The organism is Pseudomonas sp. A25(2017) (genome assembly GCF_002001065.1).
GTDB lineage: Bacteria > Pseudomonadota > Gammaproteobacteria > Pseudomonadales > Pseudomonadaceae > Aquipseudomonas > Aquipseudomonas kilonensis.
In genome coordinates this window covers 77410-90975 of sequence record NZ_MUOA01000079.1, presented here as the reverse complement: position 1 = coordinate 90975, position 13566 = coordinate 77410, and the positions used below count along the sequence as shown (strand labels likewise).

Below are 13566 nucleotides of genomic sequence, written 5' to 3'. Positions count from 1 at the left end.
ATGGTGAGCGAAGCGCAAATGATAAGGACTCACATTTGGCATCTCAATCGAACAATGGTTGGACACATTTCCAAATGTTGCAGCTTTGAGATGTGCCGTGTTTTTGCGTCCGTCATCGCGGGCAAGCCTTGCTCCCACAAAAGCTTGTCCCACATTGCACACCTGTGGTGTGCAAGAGTTTGTGGGAGCAAGGCTTGCCCGCGATAGGGCCATAAGCCCCAATACACCTCTCAGGCCTTGGCCAGATCCGGCAAATCCCCAATCAACCCCAGCGCCTCGCGCACGAACAACGCCTTGGCCTCAGGCATGCGGTCCACCAGCTTCAGCCCGGTGTTGCGCAACCAGCGCACCGGCAGCGGATCGGCCTGGAACAAGCGCTCGAACCCCTCCATCGCCGCCATCAGCGCCAGGTTATGGGGCATGCGTCGCCGCTCGTAGCGGCTCAGCACCTTCACGTCTGCCAGTCGTTCACCACGCCCGACCGCCTGCAACAGCACTTCGGCCAGCACGGCGGCGTCGAGGAAGCCCAGGTTCACGCCCTGCCCGGCCAACGGATGAATGGTATGGGCCGCGTCGCCGATCAACGCCAGCCCTTCGGCCACATAGCGCTTGGCATGTCGTTGGCGCAGCGGCACGCACAGGCGCGGGTCGGCACTCAGTACCGTACCGAGTTGGCCTTCGAAGGCCCGTTCCAGTTCGCTGCAGAATTGAGTTTCATCGAGCGCCATCAAGCGCTGCGCTTCACCGGGGGTGGTGGACCAGACGATCGAGCACCAATCGTGCTGACCGTCACGCTCAAGTGGCAGGAACGCCAGCGGACCGTTGTCGGTAAAACGCTGCCAGGCCGTCATTCGATGCGGCCGGGCGCTGCGCACGCTGGTGACGATGGCGTGGTGCAGGTAATCCCATTCGCGCGTGGCGACGCCGGTCAGGCGGCGCACAGCGGAATTCGCGCCATCGGCAGCGATGACCAGGGGCGCGCGCAACGTGCGGCCATCGGCCAGGGTCAGCAGCCAGTCGTCACCGGAACGACGCATCTGTTCCAGCCGGGCATTGGCCAGCAGGCCCAGGTCGCAGTCATGCAGTCGATCCAGCAAGGCGTCCTGCACAACACGGTTTTCAACGATGTGCCCAAGCGCCTCGGCGTGCAGGCTGGCGGCCGAGAAATGGATCTGCCCGGTGCCGCTGCCGTCCCAGACGTGCATGTCGGTATAGGGGCTGGCGCGGCGGGCGGTGATGCCGTCCCAGACGCCCAGGCGATCGAGGATCCGCTGGCTGGCCGTCGACAAGGCACTGACCCGCGGCTCGAACGCGGCCTGGGGATCAAAGGGTTTGACGCTCATCGGGCTGCCGTCGAGCAACAGCACTTGCAGGCCACTGCCCTGCAACGCCAGCGCCAGGGCGCTGCCGACCATACCGGCGCCGACAATCAGCAGATCTGCACGCAATTCCATGCTCTAAGCCTGTTTTGCTGGCGACATCAGCCGCCCATGAAAAGAAATGACAGCCCCGGCCTCAAGCATCGGGACGCGTCCCCAGCCCCATGGCCTGACGGGCGAACCAGCGCTTGGCCGGCGGCAGCAAGTCGAGGCCCAACAGGCCGAGGTTACGGCCCAGGGACACCAACGGCAGGTTGCTGGCGAACAGCCGCGTGACCTGGTCGGAAAAGCCCACGGTCAAGGCCTGATCCATTCGCTGACGCTCGCGATAGGCTTGCAACACGGCAAAATCCCCCGGCTCGCTTTCGCTGTCGAGCAGAGCATCGGCAAGAGCCTGGGCATCGCGCAGGGACAAGTTGAACCCCTGCCCGGCAATCGGGTGCAGGCTGTGGGCGGCGTTGCCCAGGATCGCCAGGTGCGGACGGACCTGTTCTTCGGCCTCCACCAGCGCCAGCGGGTACAGATGTCGCACGCCCACCTGTTTCAGGGTGCCCAGGCGATAGCCGAATACACCCTGCAATTCACTGAGGAAACTGCGCTCGTCGAGGGCCGCCAGCCGTTGTGCGTCCATGCCCTGGCGGGTCCAGACCAGCGCGCAACGATTCTCCGGCAGCGGCAGCAAGGCCATCGGGCCGTCATCGGTAAAACGTTCGAAGGCCATGCCGTTGTGGGCTTCGCTGGGGGTGATGTTGGCGATCAAGGCGCTCTGGTCGTAGGGTCGACTGCGCACGCCGATACCCAACTGCTCGCGCAGGCCGGAGCGGCCGCCATCGGCCAGTACGGCAAGGTCGCATTCCAGGGTGGTTTCGTCGTCGAGGGTCAGGCGATAACCGCCGACCAGCGGTTCCATCCGGGTGACCTGCGCCGGGCAACGCCAACTGACCACCTCCGGGTCCAGGCCTTGCCACAGGCACTGGCCGAGCCAGGCGTTTTCCACCACGTAGCCCAGCGCCGGCACGCCCTCTTCCATGGCCGACAGCCGCGCCGTGGAAAACCGTCCGCGGTCGGACACATGGATCTGCTTGATCGGCTCGGCGCGGCGGGAAATTTCCTGCCAGACACCCAGGCGTTGATAAATCTGCCGGGCGCCATAGGACAATGCCGAGGACCGGGCATCGTAGCTTGGCTGCCAGGCATCGCCGGGGGCGAAGGGCTCGATCAGCATGATCTTCCAGCCCCGGGCCTTGGCACCGGCCTGCAGGGCCAGCGCCAGGCTCGCGCCGACCAGGCCGCCGCCGACGATCGCCAGATTGACCCGGCTCATGCCGCTTGCGTCCGGGCAGCGGCCATCAGGGCCTCGATGTCGGCGACCGTCTTCGGTACGCCGTGGCTCAGGATTTCACAACCGGTTTTGGTCACTACCACGTCATCCTCGATACGCACGCCAATGCCGCGCCATTTTTTCGCGACGCTGCGGTTGTTCGGGCCGATGTAGATGCCCGGCTCCACCGTCAGCGTCATGCCGACCTCAAGTACCCGCCACTCGCCACCAACGCGGTATTCACCCACGTCGTGCACATCCATGCCCAGCCAGTGGCCAGCGCGGTGCATGTAGAACGCCCGGTAGGCCTCGCTGGCGATCAACGCGTCCACCTCACCCTCCAGCAGCCCAAGGCGCACCAACCCCTCGGTAATCACCCGCACCGTCGCTTCGTGGGCCTGGTTCCAATGTTTGTCCGGCGCGATCTGGGCAAACGCGGCTTCCTGGGCAGCCAGCACCACTTCGTAGATTGCCTTCTGCTCGGGCGAAAACTTGCCACTGACCGGCCAGGTACGGGTGATATCGCTGGCGTAGCAGTCGATTTCACAGCCGGCGTCGATCAACACCAGGTCGCCATCCTTGAGCAGCGCGTCGTTCTGCTGGTAATGCAGGATGCAGCTGTTGCGCCCCGCCGCGACGATCGAACCATAGGCCGGCATCTTCGCCCCGCCCTTGCGGAACTCATAGTCCAACTCGGCTTCCAGGCTGAACTCATGCAGCCCCGGGCGCGCCGCCTGCATCGCTCGGATGTGCGCCTGGGCGGAAATCCGCGCCGCTTCGCGCATCACTTTCACTTCTGCCGCCGATTTATACAGGCGCATGTCATGCAGCAGATGATCCAGGGCAACGAACTCGTTCGGCGGCTGGGCGCCGAGGTGGGCCTTGGAGCGAATCACGTTGATCCATTCCATCAGGTGCCGGTCGAATTCCGGGTTGCTGCCCATGGCCGAATACACCCGGTCGCGGCCTTCGATCAGGCCCGGCAGGATGTCGTCGATGTCGGTGATGGGAAACGCGTCGTCGGCACCGTAGTCACGGATCGCCCCTTCCTGGCCGGCGCGCAGGCCGTCCCACAACTCACGTTCGGCGTTGCGCTCGCGGCAAAAGAGGATGTATTCGCCATGGGCGCGGCCCGGCATCAGCACCAGCACCGCTTGCGGCTCGGGAAAGCCGCTGAGGTACTGGAAGTCACTGTCCTGGCGATAGACGTGCTCGACGTCGCGGTTGCGGATCGCAACGGCGGCGGCGGGCAGGATTGCGATGCTGTTGGGTTCCATCTGCGCCATCAGGGCCTTGCGGCGACGGCTGTATTCCGATTTCGGGATATGAATCATGGGCAGACGGGGTTCCCTCTAAAAATTAATGCAAGGACGGCTTGGCGGCCGCTGCATCGGTTTTCTTGGTCTCGGTGAACAGCAGCAACGGTGCGACCCGCAGGTACTCCATCACTTCCATGTAGTCGCTTTCGCCGTCATCGGATTCTTCCAGGGCATCCTGGACCTGGGAGATCGCGGCCAGGTCCTGCAACACTTCCTTGGCCTCGTCGCTCAGCGCGTATTCGCGGCGGGTCAGGCCGAAGCCGGCGAGGAAGCCCTGGCACCACTGGCCCAGCGCCGCGGCGCGTTCAGCCAAAGGGGCGTCGTCAGTGGGCAGCAGCAGGACGACGGTCATGTCGTCGCTGGTCAGCTCGCCCTTGACCATTTCCTGCAGGCCGATAAGCGCGTTGCGGACGTTGTCCGCCGGCTCGCCTTCCAGCAGTTCGGCGGCGTCGGCCAACCAGCCGGCGGCATCGAAACCGGCGCCGGCGCAACTGCGGCCGAGCAACAGGCCATGCAGTTCGGCGGGCGAGACAGGATGACCGCTGGTGCTCAGCAGGGTGGCGAATGCTTGATACGGGGAATTCTGAATGGGCATGGGCAGCTAGGCGCCAGACGGCGCTATGTCTAGAATGGAGGCCTTGTATCCTACATCGACAGACTCGCCAAGACTATCAGAGGCTGTGCGACCCATACCCTCCATCAGACACAATCTTCAGTGGACACAATGGAAGACACCGACCTGCAAGCGCTGATGGCCAGACTCGAACTGCTAATTGACCGGGTCGAGCAACTTAAGAGCCAAAACGGACTCCTATTAGCTCAGGAAAAAACCTGGCGCGAGGAACGCGCGCACCTCATTGAAAAAAACGAAATCGCCCGGCGTAAGGTCGAATCGATGATTTCGCGCCTCAAGGCCCTGGAGCAAGACTCATGAGTTCAAGCAATAGCGTTACCGTGCAGATCCTCGACAAAGAATATTCAATCATCTGCCCCCAGGAAGAGCGTAGCAACCTGGTGAGCGCCGCCCGTTACCTGGACGGCAAGATGCGCGAAATCCGCAGCAGCGGCAAAGTCATCGGTGCCGACCGCATCGCGGTGATGGCCGCCTTGAACATCACCCACGACCTGTTGCATCGCCAGGATACGCCTGACCTGCAGGTCAGCGGCTCGACCCGTGAACAGGTGCGCGACCTGCTCGATCGGGTGGATCTGGTGCTCGCCACCGATCCAGACGTCAGCAAAGGCTGATTCGCGAGACTGCCTGGGGTATACTCGCATCACTCCCTGGGGTGCTTGCCAGTTGGTGATGTCCCTGAGCCGATACGCACAACCACGGGGGTTGCACGTTGGGGCCGGTGTGCATGTCCGCTTGACGGAAAGCCTTAACGCCCCCTGCAACTTCCACCTTGAACTTTCGGGTTCAAGGGCTAAGCCGACAGCGGTTCATCCGGGGAGCCTGATTCCAGACAATGCCAGTCCATGTGGACTGGCATTGTCGTTTCCGGCGCCGGCATTTCTGAGCAGCCTGTTTTGCGGTTACGCTGTGGCATCGCCACTGCGTGAAGCACTGATATGACCGAACCTGCGCTGCTGCCCCGCCCGCAACTTCGACGCCTGCTGCGCCAGGCCCGTCGTGCCCTGACGCCCGCCCAGCAACGGCAAGCCGCCCGCGGACTGTACAAACAACTGGCCCAGCATCCGCTGTTTCGCCGCGCGAAGCACATCGCCCTGTACCTGCCCAACGACGGCGAGATCGACCCACGCCTGCTGCTGCGCGCAGCCCAACGCCGGGGCAAGGCCACTTACCTGCCGGTGCTCAGCCCGTGGCCGCAGACCAAGATGGTGTTCCAGCGCATCCACCCCGGCGAAAAAATGCAGCCCAATCGGTTTCGCATCCCCGAGCCACGCAAGAACATCGCCCGGCAACGCAAGGTCTGGACGCTGGACCTGGTGTTGTTGCCATTGGTGGGGTTTGACGATGCGGGCGGGCGGCTGGGCATGGGCGGCGGCTTTTATGACCGCAGCCTGGCGTATCTGGCGCGACGAAAGCAGTGGCGCAAGCCGACGCTATTGGGGCTGGCCCATGAATGCCAGAAAGTCGAACGATTGGCGCAGGCAAGCTGGGACGTGCCGCTGCAGGGAACGGTCAGCGACAGGCATTGGTATATCGCAGGATAGACGCCGCGGTAGTCAGCGGCGCCAGGAAAGCGGGTTCAGCGTTTGAGCGATGGCGCGGGCTGGGTGATTTCCACCGGCGCATCGGCCTTGTTGGCCCACAGGCTTTGGGCGTAACCCGTGGTCACGACACCCAGACCGAACAGAATGACCAAGATCCACAACAAATCCGGTTTGCGTTTCATCGATTGCCCCCCTCAAGGCACATCACACACGATGACAGCAGCGGTTTTCTTATTGGCCGTGCAGCAGCGTCAAGCTTGGAAGGCCGGCATTTTGCGGCAACCGGCCCCGACACGCAAACTCTGGCGTCAACCGACTGTCGGTTTGTCATAAAATCGCTGAACTATTTTTTTCAACACCGCCAAGGAGTAGCAATCATGGCCTATTGGCTGATGAAATCCGAGCCCGACGAATTATCCATCCAAGGTTTGGAAACGCTCGGCCAGGCACGCTGGGACGGGGTTCGCAACTACCAGGCGCGCAATTTCCTGCGGGCCATGGCGGAGGGCGATGCGTTCTTTTTCTACCACTCCAGTTGCCCCGAGCCAGGCATTGCCGGGATCGGCCGGATTGTCCGCGCAGCCTACCCCGACCCGACAGCGCTGGAACCCGACAGTCATTACTTCGACCCCAAGGCCGGCCCGGACAAAAACCCCTGGAGCGCGATCGACGTGGCCCATGTCGAAACGTTTCCCCATGTGCTGAAGCTCGACTACCTCAAGCAACAGACCGCCCTGGCTGAAATGCCACTGGTGCAAAAAGGCTCGCGACTGTCGGTGATGCCCGTCACGGCCGAACAATGGGCCGCGGTGATTGCCCTGCGCTGATCGCCAATGAGTTGATGGATATCAAGCTGGATCGGCCATTGATCGCGCAGACTTCGATGCTATAGCCGCAGGATGCCGGACATGTCGACGAACCATCGTACCTCGCGTTTTTTTGCCTTTGCCTTGATGGCCGTGTTGCTGGCCGCCGGCGGTTTCGGCTACTGGAAGTCACGCCACGATCGCCTGCCGGAAGGCTTGAGCATGGGCAACGGCCGCCTTGAGGCCACCGAGGTCCAGATCGCCAGCAAGACGCCCGGGCGCCTGGCCGAAGTTCATGTCGACGAAGGCGACAACGTCATCAAGGGCCAAGTGCTGGCGCGCATGGACACCCGCACCCTGGAGGCCCAGCGCAACCAGGCCGAAGCCGAAGTCGTGCGTGCCCGGCAGAACCTCGCGGCCACCGAAGCCAACGTGCAGTTGCGCCAGAGCGAACAATTGCTCGCCCATCAGGAGCTCAAGCGGACCCAGGAACTGTTCAAGCGCGGTTACGCCAGCGGCCAGGTCATCGACCAGCAACAAGCCCGCGTCGACACCGCCAACGCCGCGGTCAACGCCGCCCGGGCCCAGGTATCGGCAGCGAATGCGGCCATCGGCGCGACCCTGGCCCAAGTGGCGCAGCTCACCAGTGAAATAGATGACAGCACGTTGCGGGCACCCCTCGACGGCGTGATCCAGTTGCGCCTGGCCGAGCCGGGTGAAGTACTGGGCGCCGGCGGCCGGGTGTTGCTGATGATCGATCCGAACGACCAATACATGAATCTCTACCTGCCGGCCTCGGTGGCCGGGAAACTCGCGGTGGGCGATCAAGCGCGCCTGCTGCTCGACGCCCTGCCCGAGCGACCGCTGCCGGCCAAGGTCAGCTTCGTCGCGGCCAAATCCCAGTTCACCCCGAAAGAAGTCGAGACCCGTGATGAGCGCCAGAAACTGGTGTTCCGCGTCAAGGTACACCTGACCCAACCCGGCGAAGTGCCCCAGGCCAAACCCGGCATGCCCGGCGCCGGCTATGTGCGCACCGCCCCCATCGATTGGCCGGCCAACCTGCAATGAGCAGCGCCCTCGGCGAGGCATTGCACGCTTCGGGCATCGAGCATCGCTACGGCCAGCAGGTAGCGTTGAGCGATATCGCCTTCAGCCTGCCCGTCGGCACTCGCTGCGGCCTGATCGGCCCGGACGGCGCCGGCAAATCGAGCCTGTTGGGGCTGATTGCCGGGGTGAAAAAACTCCAGCACGGCCAACTGGACGTGCTCGGCGCCTCGATCGACGACCGACGCCATCGCAATACCCTCTACCGACGCATTGCCTTCATGCCCCAAGGGCTGGGGGGCAACCTTTACCCGGACCTGTCGATACGCGAGAACATCCGCTTCTTCGGCACGCTGTTCGGGTTATCGCGGACAGACTGCGAACAACGCATGGGCACCTTGCTGCTGGCCACCGATCTGCAGCGTTTTGCCGATCGTCCGGCGGGCAAACTGTCCGGCGGCATGAAACAGAAGCTCGGCCTGTGTTGCGCGCTGATCCATGAACCGGACCTGCTGATTCTCGACGAACCCACCACCGGCGTAGACCCGCTGTCCCGGCGACGCTTCTGGGAACTGATAGAAGACGTGCGCCGACAACGCCCGCAACTGACCCTGCTGGTCGCCACCGCGTACATGGAAGAGGCCGAACAATTCGAGCATTGCCTGATGCTCGACAACGGTCGCCTGATCGCCAAGGGCTTGAGTGCGGAGCTGGCCAAGGTCACCCCGGACGGCAAGCTCGACTCGGCCTTCACCCACTTCCAGGGCGACAACGGCCGCGATGCCGAACCGCTGGTGATTCCCCCCAGGAGCGCCGGCACTGCCGACATCGCCATCGAAGCCCACGACCTCACCTTGCGCTTCGGCGATTTCACCGCCGTCGACAACGTCAGCTTCGCGATTGGTCGCGGTGAGATCTTTGGCTTCCTGGGTTCCAACGGTTGCGGCAAGACCACCACCATGAAGGTGCTGACCGGGCTGATCCCCGCCAGCGAAGGCAGTGCCCGGCTGCTGGGCAACCCGGTCAACGCCAAGGACCTCGCCACCCGCAAGCGGGTGGGTTTCATGTCCCAGAGTTTCTCGCTGTACGGCGAACTGAGCGTGCGCCAGAACCTGGCGCTGCACGCCAAGCTCTTCGACCTGCCCACGACGGACAGTCGCCAGCGCATCGACGAACTGATCCAGCGCTTCAATCTCCAGGCACTGGCGGAGCAGCCTTCCGGCGCGCTGCCGTTGGGTCTGCGCCAGCGTTTGTCCTTGGCGGTGGCGGTGCTGCATCGCCCGGAAGTGCTGATCCTCGATGAGCCGACCTCGGGTGTCGACCCGGCTGCGCGGGATGATTTCTGGCGGCTGCTGATCGAGTTGTCTCGCGAACAGGGCGTGACGATTTTCCTTTCCACGCATTTCATGAACGAGGCCCAGCGCTGCGATCGCATTTCGCTGATGCACGCCGGCAAGGTCCTGGCTTGTGACACGCCGGCGGCCTTGCAGGCGCAGTTCAACGGCCAGACGCTGGAAGCCGCGTTCGTCACCTGCCTGGAAAAAGCCCAGGGCGAGACGCAGCAAGACGCCGCCCCCGTGACCCTCGACAGTGCCGACGCCCCCCGGGACCGGCGCGGCCTGAGCCTCGGTCGCCTGTGGGCCGTCGCCAGCCGGGAGGGCAAGGAGCTGCTGCGCGACAAAGTGCGGATGGCGTTCGCCCTGCTGGGGGCGTTGTTCATGATGGTGGTGTTCGGCTTCGGTATTTCCCTCGATGTGGAGAAACTGGCCTTCGCCGTGTATGACCAGGATCAGAGCCCGCAAAGCCGTGCCTACCTGGAAGCGTTCCGCAGCTCACGCTACTTCGAAGAGCAGCCGATCATCCGCGACGCAAAGGAGCTGCACCGACGCTTGCAGCGCTCGGAGATCAAACTGGCCCTGGAAATCCCTCCCAGTTTCGGTCGTGACCTTTACGCCGGCCGCCAGCCGACGGTGGGCGCCTGGCTGGACGGCGGCATACCGTTTCGAGCCGAGACCAGTCGCAACTACGTCCAGGCCGTGCACCAGGCCAACCTTGAGCAATTGACTGAATTCAGCAGCCGCGCGCCGACCCGGCAACCCGGCGCGACGCTGGAGACGCGCTTTCGCTATAACCAGGACGTGGTCAGCGTCAACGCCATCGGCCCCGGGGTCATGGCGCTGATCCTGGCGTTCATCCCGGCCATGTTGACGGCGCTGGGCATCGTGCGGGAGAAGGAACTGGGCTCGATCACCAATTTCTACGCCACGCCGCTGACCCGCCTGGAATTCCTGCTCGGCAAACAAGTGCCCTACCTGGCGGTCAGCCTGATCAACCTCGCCCTGCTGACAGCGATGAACCGCTGGCTGTTCGGTGTGCCGTTCAAAGGCAGCGGCCTGACGCTGGCGGTGGGCGGCATGCTCTATGTGCTGGCAACCACCAGCATGGGAATGCTGATCTCGGCGTTCACCCGCACCCAGATCGCGGCGATCCTCGGCACCATGATCATCACCAGCCTGCCGACCATCCAGTTTTCAGGGCTGATCGTGCCGCGTTCGTCCCTCGAAGGGGCCGCCTCGGTGATGGGCCAGTTGTTTCCCGCCGGTTACTTCCTGGATATCGCCGTCGGCACCTTCACCAAGGCCCTGGATCTGCGCCAGCTATGGCCGCAATGCCTGGCGCTGGGCGGGTTTTTCCTGGGCTTCACCGGGCTCAGCCTGATCATGCTGAAAAAGCAGGAGGCCTGATGAACACGCTTTCACATATCTGGCGTCTGGGGCTCAAGGAGCTGACCAGCCTGCGCTACGACTCCGTCCTGCTGCTGTTTTTGGGCTACGCCTTCACGGTGGCGATCTACATGCCGGCCGCCGGCTCGGTGATCGGCGTCCACAACGCCAGTGTCGCAATGGTGGACGAAGACCAGAGCCATCTTTCGCGCCAATTGGCCCAGGTCCTGCAACCGCCGGAGTTCCAGCACCCGGCGGCCTTGCCCTATGCCGAACTGGACAAGGTCATGGACAGTGGCCGCTACACTTTTGTCATTAACGTGCCCGCCAACTTCCAGGCCGACCTGCTCGCCGGACGCGAACCAACGCTGCAACTCAACGTCGACGCCACGGCCATGAGCCAGGCGTTCATGGGCGCCGGCTACATCGGACGGATTTTCCAGCAGGAACTGACGACCTACGCCGGCCAGGCACAAACGAGCGAAGCAACACCCGTGAGGCTGACCACGCGCTCGCTGTTCAATACCAACCTGGAAGGTGGCTGGTTCCTGGCGGTGATCCAGATCGTCAACAACATCACGATCCTGGCGATCATCCTGACGGGGACCGCGCTGCTGCGCGAGCGCGAACACGGCACCCTCGACCACTTGCTGGTGCTGCCGCTGACGGCATTGGAAATCATGCTGGCGAAAATCTGGAGCAACCTGCTGGTGGTGGTGCTGTGCACCTGGGCGTCGCTGGAAATCATCGTCAAGTTCGCCCTGGGGGTTCCACTCGCCGGCTCCATGGTGCTCTTCCTGCTGGTGACCGCACTCTACCTGTTCGCCAGCACCTCACTGGGCATCTTCCTCGCCACCCTGGCCCGTTCGACGCCGCAATTCGGTTTGCTGGCGATCCCGGTCATCATCCCGATGCTGCTGTTGTCAGGCGGCAGTACACCGCTGGACAGCATGCCGCAATGGTTGCAATGGGTGATGCAGGGCTCGCCCTCGACGCATTTCGTCAGCCTCAGCGCGGCGATTCTGTTCCGAGATGCCGGCACTGGCGTGATCTGGCCGGACCTGCTGGCGCTGGCGGCCATCGGGCTATTGTTCTTTGCAATCGCCCTGGCCCGGTTTCGGAAAAGCCTGGCGTCTTGACGAAAAAAAGCAGCCTTGGGCAGCGCCAGGAGATCCGGGCACTGCCAAAGGCTGCGATCGAGCCGGTTTACTGAATGATCAGGTTGTTGAACAACAGGTCATCGACCATCGGCTTGCCGGTTTCGTCGTTCATCACCTGCTGGGTCTGCTTCAACGCTTCCTGGCGCAGCTTTTCCTTGGCTTCCAGGTTATTCATGGCCTCGGTGGTCTGCTGGGCGAACAGCGCCACCAACTGGTTGCGAATCAGTGGCTCGTTGGCCTTGACCGCCGCAGCGGCGGCGTCACCGGTCACGCGCAGGGCCACGTCGGCCTTGTAGACCTTCAGTTTCGCCGTACCGTCGAGCCCATAGTTGCCGACAAAGGGTGGGCTGAGGGTGATGTAGCTGACCTTCGGCGCCTCGCCTTCCTTCGCTTCCTTGCCCTCTTCGGCCATCGCTGCCACAGGCAACGACAGGGCCAGCATCAACATGATCCACGCTTTCACAATTGATTTCCTCATCCGGTTTGCGGCCCAGCATACCGACCCGCCGTTCAAGCACAAGCTTATGGCCGGCTATCAGGGCGGGGCATGCTCGTTGACCCGTTGTCTCTCACACCTACACTTATCGGCCATCACTCCCAAAGGAATAGCCCTGATGAAAGCCGTGCTGTGCAAAGAATTCGGCCCCGCCGAATCGCTGGTGCTGGAAGACGTCGCCAGCCCCGTCGCCAAGAAGAACGAAGTGCTGCTGGACGTGCATGCCGCCGGGGTGAATTTCCCTGACACGCTGATCATCGAGGGCAAATACCAATTCAAGCCACCCTTCCCGTTCTCCCCTGGCGGCGAAGCCGCTGGCGTGGTCAACGCGGTGGGCGAGAAAGTCAGCCACTTGAAAGTCGGCGACCGGGTGATGGCGTTGACCGGCTGGGGTAGCTTTGCCGAGCAGGTGGCGGTACCTGGCTACAACGTGTTGCCGATCCCCGCGTCCATGGACTTCAACACCGCCGCCGCCTTCAGCATGACGTACGGCACCTCGATGCATGCCCTCAAGCAACGGGCGAACCTGCAACCCGGCGAAACCCTGCTGGTGCTCGGCGCATCCGGTGGTGTCGGTCTGGCGGCAGTGGAGATCGGCAAAGCCATGGGCGCCCGGGTGATCGCCGCTGCCAGCAGCGCGGAGAAACTCGCCGTGGCGAAGGCCGCTGGTGCCGACGAATTGATCAACTACACCGAAACCAGCCTGAAGGATGAAATCAAGCGCCTCACCGACGGCCAGGGTGCCGATGTGATCTACGACCCGGTTGGTGGCGACCTGTTCGACCAGGCCATCCGCGCCATCGCCTGGAACGGCCGGTTGCTGGTGGTGGGCTTTGCCAGCGGACGCATCCCCGAACTGCCGGTGAACCTGGCCCTGCTCAAGGGCGCCGCCGTGGTGGGCGTGTTCTGGGGCTCCTTCGCCCAGCGCCAGCCCCAGGACAATGCCGCCAATTTCCAGCAACTGTTCGGCTGGTTCGCCGAGGGCAAGCTCAAGCCGCTGGTGTCCCAAGTCTATCCGCTGAGCAACGCCGCCCAGGCGATCAATGACCTGGGGCAGCGCAAGGCGGTGGGGAAGGTGGTTGTGCAGGTGCGCTGAATGCGTCAAAGCGGTCAGGCCTCCCACCGCCGGACCGCTATTGA

14 protein-coding genes and 1 other RNA gene are annotated in these 13566 nt (G+C 63.3%); 9 read left to right on the top strand and 6 right to left on the bottom strand.

Going from position 1 to position 13566, the window contains the following annotated elements:
* Positions 1 to 230: 230 nt before the first annotated feature.
* The 4 genes from B0E42_RS21110 to B0E42_RS21095 form a co-directional block, all read right to left on the bottom strand.
* Positions 231 to 1448, bottom strand: a complete 1218-nt coding sequence (locus B0E42_RS21110) for a 2-octaprenyl-3-methyl-6-methoxy-1,4-benzoquinol hydroxylase (protein ID WP_172681188.1) — start codon at positions 1446 to 1448, stop codon at positions 231 to 233.
* 67 nt (positions 1449 to 1515) lie between these two features.
* Positions 1516 to 2703, bottom strand: a complete 1188-nt coding sequence (ubiH, locus tag B0E42_RS21105) for a 2-octaprenyl-6-methoxyphenyl hydroxylase (RefSeq protein ID WP_053182906.1) — start codon at positions 2701 to 2703, stop codon at positions 1516 to 1518.
* A complete protein-coding gene (pepP, locus tag B0E42_RS21100) occupies positions 2700 to 4034 on the bottom strand; it encodes a Xaa-Pro aminopeptidase (RefSeq protein ID WP_014340777.1) in 1335 nt (444 codons plus the stop codon). The genes ubiH and pepP overlap by 4 nt, the downstream gene beginning before the upstream one ends.
* 25 nt (positions 4035 to 4059) lie before the next feature.
* Entirely contained in the window at positions 4060 to 4614 is a 555-nt protein-coding gene (locus tag B0E42_RS21095) for a YecA family protein (RefSeq protein WP_077507233.1), read from the bottom strand.
* Between the two features lie 129 nt (positions 4615 to 4743).
* On the opposite strand from B0E42_RS21095, the gene B0E42_RS21090 reads away from it, so the two are divergent.
* From B0E42_RS21090 to B0E42_RS21075, 4 genes are all read left to right on the top strand, one after another.
* Entirely contained in the window at positions 4744 to 4953 is a 210-nt protein-coding gene (locus B0E42_RS21090; protein WP_003177365.1) for a TIGR02449 family protein, read from the top strand.
* On the top strand, positions 4950 to 5267 hold the full coding sequence (locus B0E42_RS21085; protein WP_003177364.1) for a cell division protein ZapA: 318 nt from the start codon (positions 4950 to 4952) through the stop codon (positions 5265 to 5267). The genes B0E42_RS21090 and B0E42_RS21085 overlap by 4 nt, the downstream gene beginning before the upstream one ends.
* A 30-nt stretch (positions 5268 to 5297) precedes the next feature.
* Positions 5298 to 5477: non-coding RNA, 6S RNA (gene ssrS / locus B0E42_RS21080), on the top strand.
* A gap of 114 nt (positions 5478 to 5591) precedes the next feature.
* Entirely contained in the window at positions 5592 to 6197 is a 606-nt protein-coding gene (locus tag B0E42_RS21075) for a 5-formyltetrahydrofolate cyclo-ligase (RefSeq protein WP_014340779.1), read from the top strand.
* A 35-nt stretch (positions 6198 to 6232) separates the two neighbouring features.
* On the opposite strand, the gene B0E42_RS31185 is transcribed toward B0E42_RS21075, so the two are convergent.
* A complete protein-coding gene (locus tag B0E42_RS31185) occupies positions 6233 to 6379 on the bottom strand; it encodes a hypothetical protein (RefSeq protein WP_018610636.1) in 147 nt (48 codons plus the stop codon).
* A gap of 195 nt (positions 6380 to 6574) precedes the next feature.
* Between B0E42_RS31185 and B0E42_RS21070 the strand changes: the two genes are divergently transcribed.
* From B0E42_RS21070 to B0E42_RS21055, 4 genes are all read left to right on the top strand, one after another.
* Entirely contained in the window at positions 6575 to 7024 is a 450-nt protein-coding gene (locus B0E42_RS21070) for an EVE domain-containing protein (protein ID WP_018610638.1), read from the top strand.
* Between the two features lie 81 nt (positions 7025 to 7105).
* The gene (locus B0E42_RS21065; RefSeq protein WP_018610640.1) at positions 7106 to 8071 is read left to right on the top strand and encodes an HlyD family secretion protein; all 966 of its coding nucleotides are present in this window, start codon (positions 7106 to 7108) and stop codon (positions 8069 to 8071) included.
* Positions 8068 to 10791, top strand: coding sequence for a ribosome-associated ATPase/putative transporter RbbA (gene rbbA, locus B0E42_RS21060; RefSeq protein WP_077507231.1), 2724 nt, complete (start codon positions 8068 to 8070; stop codon positions 10789 to 10791). Before B0E42_RS21065 ends, rbbA begins: the two co-directional genes overlap by 4 nt.
* Positions 10791 to 11909 carry an ABC transporter permease gene (locus B0E42_RS21055; RefSeq protein WP_077507229.1) on the top strand — a complete coding sequence of 373 codons (1119 nt, stop codon included), beginning with the start codon at positions 10791 to 10793 and terminating at the stop codon, positions 11907 to 11909. The genes rbbA and B0E42_RS21055 overlap by 1 nt, the downstream gene beginning before the upstream one ends.
* 67 nt (positions 11910 to 11976) lie before the next feature.
* Here the strand turns inward: B0E42_RS21055 and B0E42_RS21050 are convergent, their stop codons facing one another.
* Positions 11977 to 12393, bottom strand: coding sequence for a flagellar basal body-associated protein FliL (locus B0E42_RS21050; protein ID WP_018610646.1), 417 nt, complete (start codon positions 12391 to 12393; stop codon positions 11977 to 11979).
* A 151-nt stretch (positions 12394 to 12544) separates the two neighbouring features.
* Here B0E42_RS21050 and B0E42_RS21045 point away from each other — a divergent pair, with 151 nt between their 5' ends.
* Positions 12545 to 13522, top strand: coding sequence for an NADPH:quinone oxidoreductase family protein (locus B0E42_RS21045; RefSeq protein WP_077507227.1), 978 nt, complete (start codon positions 12545 to 12547; stop codon positions 13520 to 13522).
* Positions 13523 to 13566: the final 44 nt, after the last annotated feature.